The sequence below is a fragment of the Luteibacter sp. E-22 genome (assembly GCF_049913125.1).
Taxonomy (GTDB): Bacteria; Pseudomonadota; Gammaproteobacteria; order Xanthomonadales; family Rhodanobacteraceae; genus Luteibacter.
Genome location: NZ_CP183975.1, coordinates 2,287,479 through 2,307,017 on the forward strand (window position 1 = coordinate 2,287,479; position 19,539 = coordinate 2,307,017).

Here is a 19,539-nt window from a genome sequence, read left to right on the forward strand (position 1 = left end):
GGTATCGGCGTGAAGCTGTGATTTACATCACAGCGGCGGCGCCGATGCTATGCATGGACATCGACGATGAGAAGGCGGCGGGATGGGAAATTGCGTCATGCGCGGCATGACGACCGTCCGCTCCGGCAAAGGTGGCACGAGACGGATTGGCCGGCATGGTGCGGCCAGGCCTCGCCCGACGCCGTCGTGGCCTCAGGATCGCGCAGGCGGGCCTTTGCCCGAAGGGACGCGTGATCTTTGTGAAGGAGGAAGGATCAGCGCACGCCGTCGTGCGTGATGGCCGCCGTTTCGTCCGTTACCGGTTCGAGCAGACGCACGACACGCGCCATGAACTCGGCCGCCGTGGCGGGCTTGAGCAGGACGTCGTCGAACGCTTCCATGGCCGCCGCATCGACGGGACGCCGCGGCGGCAAGGCCGAATAGAGCAGCACGGGCAAGCCCGGATGGTCAAGCCGCAGCGTTCGCAGCCATCGCCATCCATCCATGTCCGGCAATCGCTGTTCCGTCACGATCACATCGGGCATGTCGTCCCGCAGGACATTCAGGGCGCTCCCGCCATCGGCGGCGGCGAGGCTGCGGAAGCCGTAGCCGTCGAGCAGGTCGCACAACACGGCACGCCGTGCCGGATGCGGCTCGACCACCAGCACCGCCCTGCCCTCGCCGTCGATGTCGCCGATGTCGCCGCCGGTGTCGAGCTCCGGCTCGAGATCGTCTTCGCTCGCCAGTGGCAAAGCCACCTCGAAACCGAAGCGGCTTCCACCGGAAGCCACGGGCTCGGCCACGAGACGGCTGTCCATGTGGTCGAGCAACTGGGTCACGATCGCCAGGCCGAGGCCGCTGCCCTCATGGTGCGCGGCATTGCCGCCCCGGGTGAAAGGCTGCGCCAGCGCGGCGGCCACGTCGGCGCCGAGGCCGATGCCCGTGTCCTCGACCGAAAAGGCCAGGTGCACGCGAAGGCCATCGCCGTTCCGCAGGTCGACACGGAAGACGACAAGGCCGTCGTGGGTGAACTTGGCCGCGTTGCCGAGCAGGTTCAACAGCACTTGTCGCAGGCGACGGAAATCGGCGACGGCTAACGACGGCAGGCGCGGATCGAAGTGGCACTCCAGGCGATTGGCGTGGCGTTCCACCAGCGGTGCCGCATGGTCCGCCACGTCATGGAGGAATCCGTGCAGGTAACCCGGCACGGGTTCGAGCGTGAGTTCGGTCAGGTCGCCACGGGAGAACTCCAGCAGTTCGTCGATGAGGTCCATCTGCTGGCGTACATGCCGCTCGATAACCCGCGGATAATCGCGTCCCGTCCTGCCCGAGCGCCACTGGCGCACCGCATCCAGGATCGCGCCCAGCGGCGAGCGCAGGTCGTGGCCGATGTGGGCCAGCAGCATGCGCCGCGATTGCAGCGACTGCCGCAATTCCGCCGTGCGTTCCTCGACCACGTGCTCCAGGCGTTGCGCGTGGCGGATGAGCACGCGCGTGCGCCAGCGCCACGCGAGCACCACGAGCGCCAAGGCCAGCAGCGCCACCGTGGCGAAAGCCCATCGCGTGAGCCACCATGGCGGGTCCACGTTGAAATCGAGGGTGACCGGCTCGGAGACGGTGCGCCGGTTCGCGTCGATCGCCTGCAACTGGAAGCGGTAACGACCCGGCGGCAGCGACGCGTAGCGCACCTCGCGCTGCGCGGTTTCCACCCAGTCCTTGTCGGCGCCGGAAAGGCGGTAGCGAAAACGTACCGGCTGCCCGGCCCCATTGCCCGATACACCGAAGCGCAGCACGAGGGGCGCGGCTTCCTCGAAGGACAACGCGGCATCCGGTCCGGCGATATCGCGGTCGCCGTAATGGGCGGAGATGAGCAGCGGCAGTATCCGACGGGGCGCGAGCAGTTGTCCCGGGTCGAGGATATGGGTCAGGCCGATCGGCGATCCGATCCAGATCGAGCCGTCTTCGTCGGCGAAGAACGCGCCATGGTTGGTCTCGTCCCAGAGCAGGCCGTCGCGCGTCGAGAGCCGGGTCCAGTCGCCACCGTCGAAGACGTCGACGCCGTTGCCTCCGCCCGCCCACAGGCGGCCACGGCGGTCGGCACGCAGGAAGTAGAAGCGGGTGTCCGCGAGCAGTGGATCGTTCACCGGCGCCATCGTCACCTGGTCCGCATCGGTGATCCGGCCGACGAGCAGCCCGGGCTGCAACGAACTCAGCCACAGTCTTCCGTCGGGCGTGACCGCCACGTTCTCGTAGCCACCCGAGGCTTCCTCCGGTTGCACGCGCACGCGTGCCCAGCCGGCGGCGTCGTGCCGGAACAACCCGCCGCTGCAAGCCACCCAGAGATCGCCCCCGGCGTCCTCGGCCAGGTCCGAGCACATGGTGGATGGCATGAGGGACGGCGCGGCGGGTGACACGCGTCCTTGCACCGGATCGACTTCGTACAGCCCGCCCAGCGTGTAGGCCCAGAAATGCCCGGCACGGTCGAGATAGGCGCCGCGCACCAGGTACGGCAGCACGGCGACCTGCGAGGTCGTCCCCGTTTTCGGGTCGTAACGCAACACGCGTCCGTCGAAAAGGAAGTACCAGATGATGCCGCCGGCATCGACGATGACGGCGTGCGCCTGGTTCGGCGGCGCGGCCTTCAGCGGCCCGCGATGCGCGCGCCCTTCTTCCGGCACGATCACTTCCGCGCCGGCTTCGCCGGCGACCCAGACGGAACGGGCGTCGCCGCGGGCGATCGACCATATGAGGCTGTTGCTCAGGCCCTGCGCCGAGGTCCAGTTCTCGACGGCGTCGGCATTGCTCCAATAGACGACGCCGCGGCCATACGTGCCCATCCAGACCATGCCGTCACGATCGGCCAGCAGCGACGAAATGCCCACGCCGGGCAGACCCGAGCCCGTGTCGAACAGTTCCCAGCGCGCGCCATCCCAACGGGCGATGCCGACGTCCGTGCGGGTGACGATCCGTCCCGCGCGATCCTCGATGATGTCGATGCTGGATGCGGCCACCTCGGTGTGTCCGCCCGGGATGTCATGACGGGTGAAGTCGGAGGCACCGGCCGCCAGCCGCAACACGTTGCGGATGCCGCGCGCCCAGATGCTGCCGTCCCGCGCGGCGAGGATTCCCACCCATTTGTCCTCGGGAACGCCTTGTTCGACGCCATATCGGGTGAGCAGGCCATCGCGCAGGCGGCACAGGGCGCCGCCGCAGCCGAACCATGTGGTGCCGTTGCGCTGGAGCACCGCGGCGACATCGCCCGGATCGTCCCCATGGTGCTCCGCGCCGGCACCGAACAGCGGCGCGCCCGTCCAGCGTCCGCCGGCATCCTGGGTCAGCCGCAACAGGCGGTGTCCGCTCACCACGAGCATGCCGTCGCGGTCGTCGGCGGCGAGGGTCTGGCCACGATCGGCCATGACCTGGATGCCGCCGGGACGCACCCAATGGAATGTCCCGTCGCTTTCCCGCCGCTGCAGGCCCGCTCGCGAAGCCACCCAAAGGTGATCGCCGGCATCCTCCGCGAAACCGATCACTTCCGAGGTCTGGAAGCCGTTCGCCGAATCGACCTGCCTGAACCCTACGCCATCGAAACGGTAGAGGCCTTTTTCGGTGCCGACCCAGAGATAACCTTCCCTGTCCTGGATCATGCGGATCACGGACAGGCTGGTCAGCCCGTTGGACTGGTCGTAGACGGTCAAGGGCAATTGGACGGCCGCGGCGCGTGACGGCGTCCAGCCCCCGAGGCACGCGGCGATCACGAGCAAGGCCATCACGGCATGCCGCAGTAACGGCACGCGGTGGGCGGTCATCCGGTCACGCACCAATGGCATCCGCATCGGCCGGAACATCCTGCCGCGCCGCCTTGCGGTATTGGCTGGGCGTCACGCCCAGGCGCTCGCGGAACGCCGTGGTGAAATTGCTGGCGCTGCGGAAACCGATGTTCTCGGCGATTTCCTGCATGCCCAGCTCGGTGTCGACCAGCAATTGCCGGCTCTTGCGCAGGCGTTCCTCGCGAATCCAGGCAAACACGGTCATGCCCAGCCGCTGGCGGAAAATGGCGGACAGACGCTTGTTGTAGGTGCCGACGGCGCTGGCGACGTGTTCCAGCGTGAACGGCTCGGACAAGCGCCGGCCGATGAGCCGCATGGCGGCCCGGAGGATCACCTCGTCCTGGCTCGGCGCCGTCGCGTCCTGGACATTCGGAACGGACGCATCCGGCCGGGGGGCCAGGCGCAGGTGGATCTGCACCCGCGCGAGGAGCTCGGCCGGCTCGCAACCCTTGAGGATGTAGTCCACACCGCCCTGGCTCAGGCCCTCCAGGCGTTCCTCGATACTGGCGGCGGAAGTAAGGAAGAGGATCGGGATATGACGCACCCGCGGCAGTTCCTGCAACTGGCGGCACAGCGCGAAACCGTCCATGCCCGGCATGCGCACGTCCAGCAGGATCAGGTCGGGGGCCAGGAGCTGGGCGCGCTGGTAGCCTTGCTGCGCCGTGGTGGCCAGCGTCACGCGCCAGGGCCGGGCGCGCAGCGCCTGCAACAACGACCGGATGTCCTCCGGCGCGTCGTCGATGACCAGAATATGAGCATCCTGAACGGACATGGCTTTCCCCCTGCGGTCGCTCCGGCCACTGACGGCGGTCCGGCGCGTTTTCGGCCAAAGTATATGTCCTTTAGCCGATCCATTTCCGCTCCAGCAAAGGAATTCGTCGCTCGTCCAAAAACGGGCCGGACGGCGCTCACTAAAATGAAGCACTGGCGCGCCGATGTGGCGGCGGGGTGGGCGGATGGAACAGATCAACAACCTCGGCGACTTCTTCCTGCTCGTCCATGTGGTCGAGGCTGGTGGCTTTTCCGCGGCGGCGACCCGGCTGGGCACGACGCGTTCGCTCCTGAGCCGGCGCATCATCGCCCTGGAGCAACGACTGGGCACGCGCCTCCTGCATCGCAACGCGCGCCGGTTCGCACTCACCGAGGCGGGGGAACGCGTCTATCGTCACGCGACGGCCATGTGTGAAGCGGCGATCGCGGCGGAACATGCCGCGGCACCCTCGGCGAATGCGGCCAGCCTCGTGCGGATCGAGGCACAGGGCCTGCTGTCGCCCCTGGTGGCGGATCTCGTACCGGGTTTCGCCGCCACGCACCCACGTACGCGGCTGGCGGTGACCACCCATGGCAGCGATATCGAGGCGCTGTTGCGGCAGCAGGCCGACGTGATCCTCAGTCTGCGCGAGACCTTGCCCGACAGCAGCGACATCGTCGCTCGCCCGCTCGGCACGGTTCGACTGGTCACGGTGGGCAGTCCCGACCTCGTGCGCCGCGTCGGCAGGCCCGCGCATCCGGCCAGCCTGGACGAAAGCCACTACCTCAGCTATGCGTCGGGCGAGACATCCGGGTACCGGATGTTCCGCGGGCCGGTATCGCAACGCCGCCATGCGCGCATGGCCTCCGCCGATCTCGGCGCCTTGCTCGCTTCCGCGCGCGCCGGGCTCGGATTCGCCCAGTTCCCGCTCTACATGGTCGCCGACGACATCGCCAGCGGCCGCCTGCGGATGGTGCTGGAGGCATTCGAACCCCAGCCCCTGCCCCTGCACGCTTTGACCATGTCGAGCCGTTCGGTCAGCGAGGCGACACTGAACTTCGTGCGCTTCGTGCAGCAGAGCCTGGCGGCGATGGCCGCGCGCTGGCAGGAGAGCCTGCCGGCGCAACAGAACCCGGGGTCTTAGCCGGCACTGGCGCGCCGGACTCGTCGACCACGCGGACGACGCATGCCGCGGGATTCGTCGCCGCGGCCACGTCGTAGCTATCGAGCATCGATTTGCGCGACTCGAGATACGAGACGTGTTTCTTCTTCGTGCCCATGGCGGTCACCTCCTGGATGGCGCGAACATGCGCCCTCCCACGACGCTGGTCGCCATCGGGTTAGGCCACCGTTAGCGGGGCGGATACGTCACGTGCACGCTGTGTCGAAGCCCGTCGTCGATTCGCTCGAGTTCCCCACCGTCGACCACGTCGCCATCGAAACGGACGCTCGTTTCCTCGCCCGTTTGCGCGGGGCGAAGGTCGATGTCCCAGGTTGTCGTTCCGTGGCGGTATTCCACGCGGTATCCCGTCCATGCCGCAGGTACGTTCGGCTCGAAACGCAGCTTGCCGCCGTCGAGGTGTACACCCAGCAGGGACTCCACGAGCAGGCGGTACATCCACCCCGCCGAGCCCGTATACCAGGTCCACCCGCCACGTCCGACATGAGGGTCGACGCTGTAGACGTCGGCGGCAATGACGTAGGGTTCCACTTTGTATCGCTCGACCGAGGCGGTATCGCCGGTATGGCTGGCGGGAGCGATCGTGCGCGCAAGCTCCCACGCCCGGTCGGGCTGCCCGATCCGGGCAAACGCCATCGCCGCCCAGACGGCCGCGTGCGTGTACTGGCCGCCGTTTTCGCGTACGCCCGGAACGTAGCCCTTGATGTAACCCGGCTCCATCGTCGTGCGATCGAACGGCGGGTCGAGCAGGCGGATCAAGCCCGCGTCGTGATCTATCAGATGGGCGTCCAGCGAGGCCAACGCCTGCCTCGCCCGCCCGGGAGCTGCGACGCCCGACAACACCGACCAGCTCTGGGCGATGGAGTCGATGCGGCATTCCTCGTTCGCGGCCGATCCCAACGGCGTGCCATCGTCGAACCACGCCCGGCGGTACCAGTCGCCATCCCACGCTTCCGACTCCAGGCTGACGGCCAGCTTGCCGGCCTCGGCGAGGCAACGTTCCGCGAATGCCTGATCGCCGTGGCCTCGCGCGGTCACGGCGAACTCGCACAGCACATGGTGAAGGAAGAAACCCAGCCATACGCTCTCCCCTCGCCCTTCGATGCCGACCAGGTTCATGCCGTCGTTCCAGTCGCCGCCGCCCATCAAGGGCAATCCATGGCGGCCACGAGGCATCGCATGCTCGATCGCCTGCACGCAATGTGCGTAAAGGGTGGCGCTGACCCCGGACGGGCGTGGCAGGTCGTAGTTGGATTCCTCGCCAGCCCGCAGCGCACGTCCTTCGATGTACTCGATCGTCTCGTGCAACACGGCTCCATCGCCGCTGCTCGCGACGTACCTGCTCGCCGCCAGCGGCAGCCACAGGTAATCGTCTGAGCAGGCGGTGCGCACGCCCCGCTCCGTCGGCGGATGCCACCAATGCATCACGTCGCCTTCGACGAACTGATGGGCGGCGCACACCAGGAGCTGCGTACGCGCCATGGCCGGCGCGGCATGCTGCAGCGCCATCGAATCCTGCAACTGGTCGCGAAAACCGATCGCGCCTCCCGACTGGTAATAACCGCTGCGGGCCCACATCCGGCTCGCGATCGTCTGGTAGAGGAGCCAGCCGTTGGCGAGCACGTCCATGGCCGGCTCGGGTGTTTCGACCCGTAGCGCTCCCAGTACACGGCGCCAGTGCGCATGCACCGCCGCGAGTACCGTGTCCGCGGTGCCGTCCATCCGCCCGCGGCGTACCAGCGCACGCGCCTCGGCCTCGTTGGCGCCCATGCCGAGGCGGATGACGATGTCCTGCGACTCGCCGGCAGGCAGCAGTACCTCCATGCGCAGGGTGCCGCAGGGATCGAGCCCCGCCCCGACGCGGTTCGACCAGTCCTGGCGACGCATCGCCAGCGGCGATGCGAGCGATCCGTTGCGGCCGAGGAACTCGGTGCGGTCGCCGCCGATCTTGCGCTCCGGATCTCCCACGTCGAGGAACGCCACGCGCCCGGGGAAGTCGCTGTTATAGGCATTACGTGCGAACAAGGCACCCGTTGCGGCGTCGACTTCGGTCACCACGTGCATCGCGTTCTTTTCGCGGATGTCGCCGAGCAACCATTCCACGTATGCGGTGATCGATATGCGCCTGGCGGCGTTTCCCTCGTTCGTGAGCCTCAACACGTGAAACTTCACGGGAAGGTCGATCGCGACGAATAGATCGAGCCGCGAACGGATGCCTTCCTCGATGTGTTCGAAGGTGCTGTAGCCGAAGCCGTGGCGCGTCGTGTAACCGCCGGTGCCCCGCATGGGAAGCGGAGTCGGCGACCACACATGGCCGCTGGCCTCGTCACGCAGGTAGATGGCCTCGCTCCCAGCATCCTCCACGGGATCGTTGTGCCACGGCGTCAGGCGACATGCATGGGCGTTTTCGGCCCAGGTATAGGCGGAGCCGCTCTCGGAAACGATGCTGCCGAACGAGGGATTGGCCAGCACGTTGCACCATGGGGCGGGGGTGACCGCCCCCGGGGCCAGCTCGATCACGTACTCGCGGCCATCGGCGGAGAACCCTCCGACCGCCGTCGTCCGATCGACTGGCGGGGACACCGGTCCCTGCGGCCACGAGGCCGCTTCGATCGGTGCAGGCCGTGAGTCGAGCCGGTGACGTTCCATCTGCTCGGCAAGCGAACCGAGGGTGTCCACCACCACGATGCGCGCGCTTGCCTGCATCACCATCCGGTCTTCGTAGGAGAGCGGTTGCGCCGCCCGGATGAAAACACCACCGGGCCGGTCCAGCAGGCTGGCTTCGGAGCCGGACGCCAGCAATCCGGTCAGCGCGTCGTGCAACGCCTGTCGATAGCCGGTGCTGTCCTCGTTCCAGATCACCAGGTCGACCAGGAGTCCGCGCATCCGCCAGTACGCGGCGGCGCGCACGAGGTCGCGCGCGATGTCCAGGCGGGCCATGTCGCCGATCCGGAGCAGGACGATCGGAAGGTCGCCGGAAACGGCCTGCCCCCATAAACCGGATTGCCCACGCGTGTTCGCCGCGATCAGCGAGGGCTCCGCGCGCAAGGCCAGGTTCGGATACAGGATCGAGGTCGCCATGTGTTCGTAGAGTTGGGCGTCCGCGAGCGTCGCATTGGCTTGCCGCAACAGCACCTGGCTATGCGTCCAGGCGAGGTCGAACACGCGATCGGAAAGGTGGCGATCGCGGTACTTCTCGATCAGGCGCAGGCAGGCGTCACGGCTGTCCGCGACGCCGGTGACGAAATCCAGGGTCGCCGTCTGCCCGGGATCGAGCGTCACGCGGACGCGAATCGAGACGATGGGATCGAGGACGGCACCGTCGCTCCCCGACAGGCGGGAGACCCCTGGATCGAGCGCGGCGGGACGCGCCGTGCTTCGCCCCCGGCCGATGAAGCGTGAGCGATCGGTCTCGTACGATATGGCATCCACGTCGGCATCGTGCACCGCCACGAGGTGGCACATCCATGGGATCTGCTCTTCGGCGGATCGTGGCCGGCGTTTGCATAGCAGCGCCTGCATCTCCTCGACGATCTCCGTCGTCACGAAAAGCTTGCTGAAGGCGGGGTGCATCGCATCGCCGATCGGATCGGCCAGCACCACCTCGGCGTAGCTCGTCAGTTCGATGGTGCGACGGGAACGCCCCTGGTTGGTCACGCGGGTGCGGCGCAATTCGATGTCGTCCTCGGGCGAGACGACGATCTCCGTATGCGTCTCGAACCCGCGCTGCCGGACACGGAACTCCGCCCGGGACTCGGAAAAAATAGCCTCGAATCGTTCCGTGCGGCGACCGATGGGTTGGTACGACGTCGTCCAGGTATCGCCGGACTCCGGGTCCCGCAAGTAGCAGAACATGCCATGCGCGTCGCGCGTGATGTCTTCACGCCAGCGGGTGACCGCCATGGCGTTCCTCCGGCTGTAGCCGCCACCGCCACTATTGATCATGACGTGGTAGCGGCCATTCGACAGCAATTGCACGGCCGGCCGCGACCTGTCGGGATCGGTGAACAGGCGCAGGCGCGCTTCGGGCGTCGGTGCCGTGGTGGCGCCACCGGAGAACTCGGTGGCATGCAGGTACTCCGTCGCCGTCCGCGGAATGCGTTCCTGCAACAGCAGGCTCGTGGCCATCACCGAGGGATCCGTTTCGAAGCGGCGCCGCATGGGCTGGTCGAGCAGGAGATGCTCGATGGCCAGCAACGCCATGCCCTGGTGGTGCGCCATGAACGAACGAACCACCGCCGCGCCTTGCCCGGGCGGGACCCGGGAGGGCGTGTAGTCGATCGCCTCGTACATGCCATGACGCGCCGCCATGCCCAGGTCCACGAGGCGCCGAAGGTTCATGATCGCCACTTGCGGCGCGACCATGAGGGCCAGCGCGCTGGCGTAAGGCGCGACGACCAGGTCGTCGCCCAGTCCTCGCTTGAGTCCGAGTCCCGGCACCCCGAAGGCGCGATACTGGTACGTCCCTTGGGCGTCGATGGTGTTGTATCCCGATTCAGAGACACCCCACGGCACGTCGCGTTGCTTGCCATAGGCGACCTGGCGCGCGACGGCGGCACGACAGGTCTGCTCCAGCAGGCTTCCCTCGTAGCTGGGCATGACCAGCATCGGCATCAGGTACTCGAACATCGACCCGGTCCACGACAACAACACCGTGGAGGTCCCCGACGTGGTGAGCAACCTGCCCAGCGCGAACCAGTTGTCCTGGGGCACCTGGCCTTCGGCGATCGCAACGAAACTGCCCAGCCGCGCCTCCGATGCCAGCAAGTCGTAGAACGAGGCATCGAGGGCCCGCCTTTCGACGTCGTAGCCGATCGAGAACAAGTGCCGGCGCTCGTCGTAGAGGAACGCGTGGTCCATGATCGACAACTCACGGGCGAGCGCCGCGAGTGCCGAGACATCGCGCATGCGCTCGACCGCCAAGAGCTGCGCCGGACTCCCTGGTTCGGAGGCGGCGATACCGTCGAGCGTCGGGATCGCGGAGGACGCGATGGAAGCGCCTTGCCACTGCCTCGCATCGGAGAGCATCTCGTCGCACTGGACCCTCACGCGTTCGAGCCAGAAAACCACCTCGGCCGATGAGGCGTTCGCCAGTCGCGCGGCCACCGTCCGCAGGTGTTCGCCCTGACGCATCGCCAGGACGAGCACCTCGTCGAGGTTCCCCGGGGGTGATTCCATTGCGCTCGCCAACGCGGTCGACCAGGCTCCCAGGTCGGCTTTCGCATCGGTCGTCCCGGCTTCGTGGGCCAGTATGTCGACCGAGTCGCGCAAGCCGAGCAGCGACGACATCCGGAAGACCGGTTCGTCCGCGAGGGCCAACAATCCACGTTGCAGCGTGAGCAGGTGACCGGCGAGGTTGCCGCTGTCCACGCTGGAGACATACAGCGGCGGCAACGGAGCGAGCGTGTCGGTGGCGTACCAATTGTAGAAGTGCCCGCGATGCCGCTCGAGCGAGCGCATCGTCTCCAGTGTGGACGATGTCCGCTGTATGAAGCGGCCCATGCCGATGAAACCGAAATCGTAGGCGGCGAGACCGGAGAGCAGCCCAAGGCCCATGTTCGTCGGCGATGTGCGCCTCGCCACGACCGGCTCCGGCGTCACTTGCACGTTATCGGGCGGAAGCCAGCGATCCTCCGGCCCGACATATTCCTCGAAGAAGGACCATGTACGCCTTGCCAGGCCGCGAAGGAAACGGCGCTCGGCATCGTTCGGCTCGAAGGCCGATCCGGTCCTGGGGCGGCTGACCCACCAGGCAAGTACCGGCGAAAGCGACCATAGGAGAAGAACAGGCATGGCCACCGGCAGTACCGCGGGCCGGACGAAACAGAGCGTGGCGACCAGGCCGGACGCCAGCGCGGGTCCGGCCCACATCGTTCGCCATGGAACACTCAGCGATCCACGCCCCCGCCGTTCGACTTCGCTCGACGAGCGCCATTCGAGCAGATGTCGCCGGCTCACCGCCATGCGCCAGAGGGAGCGCAGGATCGCATCGAGTCCGGATGCCGCCTCGTGGGGCAGCCATGCCATGGACAATACGAGCCTCGCGCCGTGCTGGCCCGCCCCCGCCAACGACACGCGAAGGTGCTGCGACCAATCGATGTCGCTCGATTTGCGCGAGGCCTCCATGAGAGCCTGGAGCAGTACGGGCACGAAGGTCATGGACAGTATCGCCAGGGTCCAGGTCGGCGCCGGCCGTATCCACGACCAGCCCACGACAAGCAGTGCGACCGCCGCCAACGGCACCAGGCTGCGCCTTAGATTGTCGAATATCTTCCAGAGCGACAGAGCCGACAGGTCGTTTCGCCGCCAGCCCGTCATGCTTGGAGCCTTCGGCAGCAACCATGGCAACAGCTGCCAGTCTCCGCGTATCCAACGGTGGCGCCGCAGCATGTCGTCGACGTACCGTTCGGGAATTTCCTCGAACACGGTCACGTCACTGAGCAAGGCGGAACGCGCGAAGCAACCTTCGATCAGGTCGTGGCTGAGGACTCGCTCGTCGCGTAGCCGTCCCGCCAGCGCACGCTCGAAGGCATCGATGTCGTAGATACCCTTGCCGATGAACGAGCCCTCGTGGAAGAGGTCCTGGTAGACATCGGACACGGCGCGCGTGTAAGGATCGATTCCGGCATCGCTTCCATAAAGGCGTGCGAAGAGCGAACGCGCGCGAGCCGGCAGGCCGATGCCCGCACGCGGTTGCATGATCCCATACCCGGAAAGCACCTTCCTTCCATCGCTGGCGAACACTGGCCGGTTCAATGGATGATCCATCGCGGCGACCAGCAGGTGGGCCGTATCGCGCGGCAGCTGCGTATCGGTATCCAGCGTGATCACGTAACGCAGGTACGGCAGGCTGGACAATCGCCCGACCACGCGCACGAAGGCCTCCGCGCCTTTGCCGCGAAGCAATGCGTTCAGCGCCACCAGCTTCCCACGCTTACGATCGGCGCCGATCCACTGGCGCTCCGTCTCGCTCCATGTCCGGGGCCGGTGGAAAAGGAAGAAACGGTCGGCGTCGGGCGATGCGTATTTCGCATTGAGCGACGCGATCCGTCGATGCGCCGAGTCGAGGATGGCCGCATCGCCGGGCATCGAGGCGGAGTCCGCGTCCGTGAAATCGGTGAGTAACGCGAAATACAAGGCGGTGTCGCGATTGGCGAGGAACCGCACTTCGAGCGATTCAACGATGGATTCGACATCGTCGACGGAGCCCAGCAACGTCGGTACCACCACGATCGTGGATGCCTTGGCTGGTATGCCCTCCGCATAGTCCATCCGTGGCAGCGAATCGGGTGTCGTGACCAGCGTGGCCAGCAGGTTCAACAGGCTTATCGCGAGCTGACTCGCCACCAGCAGCGAGCCGATGACGATGCCCGCCATCGCCCACGCGGGCACCGACGGCGACGAAGCCGTCGCGATGACGCCTCGGCCCAGCACCGCCGTGACCACCACCAGGGCGGACAGCGCGAAGGCAAAGGGAGCCCTGTCGAAGATACGCCGGCAACGCGTGGAGAATCCAGGCCGCGCGCCAAGCTCGTCTTCCATCGCACGCGCGCCGGCACCGATCAGGTGAAAACCGACATGCCTGGCCAAGTCGTCGTTGTCCGGCTTCCGGCAGGCGGCCAGTACAGTGCGCGCCGTCGCCACTTCATCGTGGCGGCTCGTCCGCGCCAGACGCTCCACGGCATGCCGGTAACGGTCGCGCGTGGCGAAATCCATCGCTGCATGGATCGCCGCCGGGTCCTCGCGCAGGATGGCCTCGACCTGGCTCGCTTCCTCGACGAAGTCGCGCCAATCGATGGTCGCCAGCGCGCGCAGGCTTCCGATGCTGTTCGCGACGGAAACCTGGTTGGCGGCCTGCTGTTGCGATTCGACCTGCACGAGGTAGTCGATACTGCGACCGGATTCCGACAATCGCTGTTCGACCCAGCCCAGTGGCATGGCCAGTGCCGGCCCCTGCCCTTGCAGCCGGCGTGCGAGTTCCGCGACGAAGGGCGCGCTCATCACCGGCGAGGAACGCGCCATGTCGGCGACCACGAGGACGATGTTCTTCGGATCGTTCACGGCCATGCTTGTCATGGCATCCGCCCAGCGCGTGGCGCGCCGCCGCCGTGAACGGTCGAGCATCACCCTCACCGCGATGCGCCGCAGGTTTTCGATCAAGGCCAGGCGCAGCATGATGGGGATGGCCCACAACTCGCCGAGGTTCAGCGGCACGATGGCCTGGTAAGCCTCGAGGAAACGCGCCAGACCTGCCGCATCGAGCCGGCCGTCGCCATGCGAGATCACCTCCAGGGCGATATCGTAGACCCGCGGCAGGCCCTTCGAGGCGCCGTTCTCCAGTTGCACCAACTCGCGGCTATATCCCTTGGGGAAGTCCTTGTGGGCGATCCGTATGTGTTCTTCGATCAGGTAGAGATTGTCGAGCAGCCATTCCCCCGCGGGAGTGGCGCCATCCCCGCGCCTGCCCGCCGCCGTCAACGTCCGGCAGGCTTCGAGGATGACGGTCTCGTTTTCGGCCAGCCGTGGGAGTAGCCATTCCGACGATCGTTTCCACGCGAGCCCGTGACGGCTCGCCAGCACGGACCCGTGAGCTTCCAGCTGGTCGGCGTTGAAGAGTTCGGAACGGAGCGCCGGTTCACGTTCGGCGGCAGGCGCTTTCGTCGCGGTGCGCCACATGGTTTTGCCGGTCACACGCCGGCGCTGGTGCGGGGAAAAGGGATCATGGCACTCTTTGGGCCCAGGATGCCGGGCAGACGCCCACCCTGCACCATGGCGAGCGTGTTGTCGGTGCGCTGGCGCACCAAGGTAGTAGACTCCCCGAGCGGACCCCATGGAGGAAAGCGCATGGCCTCGGCTCCGGATCCGCGCGACAACCATTTGCTCGCCATGTTGCCCGACGACGCCCTGGCGTCGTGGTCACCCCAGCTCGAGCCGGTCGACATGCCTTTGGGGCAGGTGTTGTACGAGCCGGGCGTACGGTTGAGCCACGTCTATTTTCCCACCACGTCCATCGTTTCCCTTCTCTACGTGATGGAAGACGGCGCATCGGCGGAAATCGCCGTGGTCGGCAACGAGGGGATCGTCGGCATCTCGCTTTTCATGGGCGGGGAATCGACTCCCAGCAGGGCGTTGGTGCAAAGCGCGGGAAAGGGATTCCGACTGGAAGCAGCGGCGATGCTCCGGGAATTCAACCGCGCTGGACCGGTTCTCCACCTGCTGCTCCGTTACACGCAGGCCCTCATCACGCAGATGTCGCAGACCGCGGTCTGCAATCGACACCATTCCCTCGACCAGCAGTTGTGCCGGTGGTTGCTGCTCAGCCTGGATCGCCTGGGCGGCAGTGAACTCGTCATGACCCAGGAACTCATCGCGAACATGCTGGGCGTGCGCCGGGAAGGCGTCACGGAGGCTGCCGGTCATCTGCAGCGCGCCGGGCTGATCCACTACCGTCGCGGACACATCACCGTGCTGGATCGCGCGGGCCTGGAGCGGCGCACTTGCGAATGCTATGCCGTGGTGAAGCGCGAGTACGACCGCCTGCTTCCGCAAGGCGATCCGGGCTGACGCCTCCGCCGCGAGGGCACGTCGCTCCAAGAGATCCGGCATGGAATGTAGTGACATGCCTCCGGATACCGGGAGCGCTCCATGAAACCACGCACGTTGCTTACGATGTCACTGGCGTTCTTCGCCACGTTTTCCTATCCGGCGGCTAGCCGCGACACCATCGTTTCGTCCGCCCCGGAGATCGAACTTCCGGTCGAGGGTCGCATGCCGTCGCTCACCGGGGCGACGACCTGGATCGGCTCTCCCGCACTCTCGCCTTCCGCCTTGCGCGGCAAGGTGGTGCTCGTGGATTTCTGGACGTACTCCTGCATCAATTCACTCCGACAGGTCCCCTATCTTCGCGCATGGGCCGCGCGATACGGGAACCAGGGCCTGGTCGTCATCGGCGTCCACTCGCCGGAGTTCGGCTTCGAGAAGAACCTGGACAACGTGCGCACGGCGGTGAAGGACATCGCGCCCGGTTATCCGGTCGCCGTCGACAGCGACCATGCCGTTTGGCGTGCCTTCGACAACGAGTATTGGCCCGCCCTCTACATCGTCGACAGCCAGGGCCGCATCCGCCACCACGTCTTCGGCGAAGGCGAATACGAACATACCGAAGCGATCATTCGACAATTGCTGGCCGAAGCCGGGCACGCCGATCTGCCCGCCGGTCCGGCCAAGGTGGTATCCGAAGGCGTCGAGGCGCAGGCGGATTGGGCCCAGCTTCGTACGGGCGAAACCTATGTCGGTTACGGCCGGGCCGATGGCTTCTCATCGCCCGGCGGCATGCGGCAGGGTAAGAGCAAGACGTACGCCCGACCCGACGGCCTGTCACCCGGTGGTTGGGGCCTGGTCGGGGACTGGACGGTCAACGCGGAGTCCGCGCTTGCCGACAAAGCCGGTGCCCGCATCGTCTACCGTTTTCATGCGCGCGACGTCCACCTGGTGATGGGTCCGTCGCCGAGCGGGGCACCCGTTCGCTTTCGGGTGCTTATCGACGGCAAGCCGCCCGGCGCCGGTCATGGCGTCGATGTCGCCGCCGACGGCAGCGGCACGGTGACCAAGCCGCGGATGTACCAATTGATCCGCCAGGCCGGCGAGATCACCGACCGGGACGTCGAGATCGAATTCCTCGACCCGGGTATCCAGGCCTATTCCTTCACGTTCGGGTAGCCGCACGCCGCCGCATCGCCTATTCGAGCGTGAACAGGGAACGTTCCGGCAGGCTGGTCCGTACGCTGGCGCGCAAGGCCGCGTAACTGTCCGACTGCCAGAAGGCCTCCATCGAGACAGGCGCCAACGCATCGATGGAGGCATCGGCGCGCCCGGAGACAAGCAAGGCCGTCATGCTTTGCAACACCGGGTACTCGGGCAGCAAATCCTCGACGAAGAGGAACTGGCCGGCCTGGTTGACCTCGAGGAAATGGAAATCCCCTTGTTTGTCGACGGCGAGGTCGATACACCCGAACACGAGGCCGAGTTCGCGCATGAACGTGCGCAACTTCGCTTCGACACCGGCAGGCAAGGTGATCGCCTCGGCGCGGAAGGCCGGGTCCTTGCCTTGGCCTCGCCAGTCGACATACGCATCGCCCCGCCCCTTGCCCAGGCTCATCGCGAAGACGCGATCGCCGATGAAGGTGACGCGCACGTCGTGGCGCTTCTCGATATAGCGCTGGTAGATGCCCGGACAGACCGCGATGGCCTCGGCGGGCAATTCGCTGTCGCCGTTGAGCAGCGTGACGCCGACGGCGTGCATCTTGCCGCTCGCCCGCTCCTGCCACTGGTGCACGAGGAAACTCTTGAACACCACCGTGCCGCACCGCCGGATCAACGCGTCCACCTCGGCGACATCGGTGGTCACCAGGGTCTCCGGAAACGGAATAGCCAGACGTCGGCAGGTATCGAGCTGTACGAGCTTCAACTCCGCCCGCTGCGATGCCGCCAGCCCATTCACCCACAAGGCATCGCCGTAGGCGCCTTCGAGACTGAAGACATTTCGCTGGAACAGTTTCCACTCCCACGTGGCGAAGTTCCTGTCTTCTTCGGCGCAATCGGGGACGGGGTCCTGCATTCGCCTGTTCCAGACGGAACTGACGCCGTCGCCCGCGAGAAGCGAATCGCTGAACGACGTACCGTCGCCTCCCGTCCGCACGCTGTAGTGGACGCCCCTCTCCGCGCGTAACGACGGCGCCCATAAAGGCTCGACGCCTTGCTGGCGAATCGCCCACGCCAGCGCGCATGCATGCGGGTCGCTCGAAGGGGCGAGGATCAGGGGACGACGCATGGAACCTCCCATGAAGATGCGCCCCGCGAGTGCGGGGCGCGGGATCGGACGATGCGTATCAGCCGCCGATGATGCCGATTTCCGGTTCGGGACGATCCGGATCGGTATAGATGGTCAGGAACAAACCACCCTTGTCGTCTTCGGGGACCGCGGCCACCTCGAAAGCGCTGAGGCGGGCGAAGGCACGGGTCTTCGTGGATGCATCGTGGAACTGCGAAGCGTTGTTCGTCATAGCGGGTAACTCCTTGGTGGATCGCACGGTGTTTGATCGTAAGGAATAACGCTGGAACCCAAGCGCCGTGGCGATGGGCCGACCGATACTACGCCTCCCGGTGACCACGAACAGAGTCCACCCGCCATCTCTGCCGGAAATGCACACGCCGCGAGGCACTCCCACCCGTCAGTGTGTGCGGCGTAGTGGAACGTCGCGCAACCACCATGCCAGGACGAACGCTACCGCCATGACCATCGCCGCCACGTGGTACACCGTATGCAGCGAGGCGCCGAACGCGTGGAGATAGCGGTCGTGGATCTCCGGCGGCAGCGCGCGTACCGCGTCCGGCCCGAGCGAGTGCGGAGCGCGGGTGCCTTCCGGCATCACGTCGTCCAGGCGTGACTGCAATCCATTGCTGAAGATGGCGCCGAACGCCGACACGCCGATGGAGCCGCCGATCGAACGGAACAGCGTGACACCCGATGTCGCCACGCCCAGGTACTTCATCTCCACGCTGTTCTGCGTGGCGAGGATCAACACCTGCAAGACCATGCCCAGGCCCAGGCCGAGAAAGCCGGCATAGAGGTAGATCAGGTACAGCGGATCGCTGTCGCGCACCGTGCCGAGCAGGACCAGCGCGATCCCGGCGATCAGCGTGCCGAGGATGGGAAACACACGGTACCGGCCGAACCGGCTGATGAGGCGACCGCACACGATCGAACTGACCAGCACGCCACCCATCAGCGGTAACAGCTGCAGGCCGGCACCCGTCGGTGACACCCCCTTGACCACTTGCAGGTACAACGGCAGGTAGGTCGTGGAACCGAACAAGGCCGTGCCCACGAAGAATCCGATGAGGCAACTCAGCAGGAAGGTGCGGTGGCGGAACAGATGCAGCGGAATGATCGGCTCCGCCGCCACGCTTTCCTCGTAGATGAAACCGACCACGCCGAGCACCGCGAACGCGAGGATGAACCACAACTGCGCCGAATCCCACGGCAGCGTGGTGCCGCCCTCGGTGGTGAACAGGATGAGGCAACTCAACGCGAGCGCCAGCCAGCCCGCGCCCCAATAGTCGATGGTGTGACGGACATGGCGCACGTGCGGATGGAACACCGCGGCGATCACGGCGATGCATAGCACGCCCAGCGGCAGGTTCACGTAGAAAATCCAGCGCCAGGAGAGGTGGTCGACCATGAAGCCGCCGAGCAAGGGACCGATCACCGTGGCCAGTCCGTAAACGCCGCCGAACAATCCCTGGTATTTGCCGCGTTCGGCCGGAGGAATCACGTCGCCGATCGACGCCATCGTCACCACCAGCAAGCCACCGCCGCCCAGCCCCTGCAAGGCGCGCATCAGGATCAGCTGGGTCATGTCCTGCGCGAGGCCGCACAGGACGGAGCCGACGAGGAAGATCACGATGGCCGTCTGCAGCACGATCTTGCGGCCGAACAGATCGCCGAACTTGCCGTACAGCGGCACGACCACCGTCGACGTCAACAGATACGAGGTCACCACCCACGACAGCTGGCTCAAGCCTCCCATCTCGCCCACGATGGTCGGCAAGGCGGTGGAGACGATGGTCTGGTCGAGGGCGGCAAGCAACATCACCAGCATCAGGGCGGTGAACAGCAGGCGCAGCGACGGCGGTGGCGCTGACGTGACGGGGGCAGGATCGGGCGTGGCGATGCTGGCTGGCGTCGCCACGGCATCCTCGGCTGTTTCGGTCGTCACGGCGCGGTGCCTGCAATTAAT

At 66.4% G+C, this 19,539-nt stretch carries 9 protein-coding genes; 3 read left to right on the forward strand and 6 right to left on the reverse strand.

Going from position 1 to position 19,539, the window contains the following annotated elements:
• Positions 1-254: 254 nt before the first annotated feature.
• Both ACN9M2_RS10215 and ACN9M2_RS10220 read right to left on the reverse strand, forming a co-directional pair.
• A complete protein-coding gene (locus ACN9M2_RS10215) occupies positions 255-3,815 on the reverse strand; it encodes a two-component regulator propeller domain-containing protein (protein ID WP_426284634.1) in 3,561 nt (1,186 codons plus the stop codon).
• Positions 3,793-4,581, reverse strand: coding sequence for a response regulator transcription factor (locus tag ACN9M2_RS10220; protein ID WP_426284635.1), 789 nt, complete (start codon positions 4,579-4,581; stop codon positions 3,793-3,795). Before ACN9M2_RS10220 ends, ACN9M2_RS10215 begins: the two co-directional genes overlap by 23 nt.
• A 184-nt stretch (positions 4,582-4,765) precedes the next feature.
• Here ACN9M2_RS10220 and ACN9M2_RS10225 point away from each other — a divergent pair, with 184 nt between their 5' ends.
• Positions 4,766-5,704, forward strand: a complete 939-nt coding sequence (locus ACN9M2_RS10225) for a LysR substrate-binding domain-containing protein (protein ID WP_426284636.1) — start codon at positions 4,766-4,768, stop codon at positions 5,702-5,704.
• A gap of 207 nt (positions 5,705-5,911) precedes the next feature.
• Here the strand turns inward: ACN9M2_RS10225 and ACN9M2_RS10230 are convergent, their stop codons facing one another.
• Complete coding sequence (locus tag ACN9M2_RS10230) at positions 5,912-14,416, reverse strand: GH36-type glycosyl hydrolase domain-containing protein (RefSeq protein WP_426284638.1); 8,505 nt, start codon at positions 14,414-14,416, stop codon at positions 5,912-5,914.
• 168 nt (positions 14,417-14,584) lie between these two features.
• Here ACN9M2_RS10230 and ACN9M2_RS10235 point away from each other — a divergent pair, with 168 nt between their 5' ends.
• Together ACN9M2_RS10235 and ACN9M2_RS10240 are read left to right on the forward strand one after the other, a co-directional pair.
• Entirely contained in the window at positions 14,585-15,304 is a 720-nt protein-coding gene (locus tag ACN9M2_RS10235; protein ID WP_426284640.1) for a Crp/Fnr family transcriptional regulator, read from the forward strand.
• Positions 15,305-15,385: 81 nt separating this feature from the next.
• A complete protein-coding gene (locus tag ACN9M2_RS10240; RefSeq protein ID WP_426284641.1) occupies positions 15,386-16,459 on the forward strand; it encodes a redoxin domain-containing protein in 1,074 nt (357 codons plus the stop codon).
• Between the two features lie 19 nt (positions 16,460-16,478).
• Here ACN9M2_RS10240 and ACN9M2_RS10245 read toward each other — a convergent pair whose 3' ends face one another.
• From ACN9M2_RS10245 to ACN9M2_RS10255, 3 genes are all read right to left on the reverse strand, one after another.
• Complete coding sequence (locus ACN9M2_RS10245; RefSeq protein WP_426284642.1) at positions 16,479-17,570, reverse strand: ATP-grasp domain-containing protein; 1,092 nt, start codon at positions 17,568-17,570, stop codon at positions 16,479-16,481.
• A 58-nt stretch (positions 17,571-17,628) separates the two neighbouring features.
• Positions 17,629-17,802: a hypothetical protein gene (locus ACN9M2_RS10250; RefSeq protein ID WP_426284643.1), complete on the reverse strand. Its 174-nt coding sequence runs from the start codon at positions 17,800-17,802 to the stop codon at positions 17,629-17,631.
• A gap of 168 nt (positions 17,803-17,970) precedes the next feature.
• Positions 17,971-19,518 (reverse strand): MDR family MFS transporter, encoded by a 1,548-nt coding sequence (locus ACN9M2_RS10255; RefSeq protein ID WP_426284644.1) that lies wholly within the window; start codon positions 19,516-19,518, stop codon positions 17,971-17,973.
• Positions 19,519-19,539: the final 21 nt, after the last annotated feature.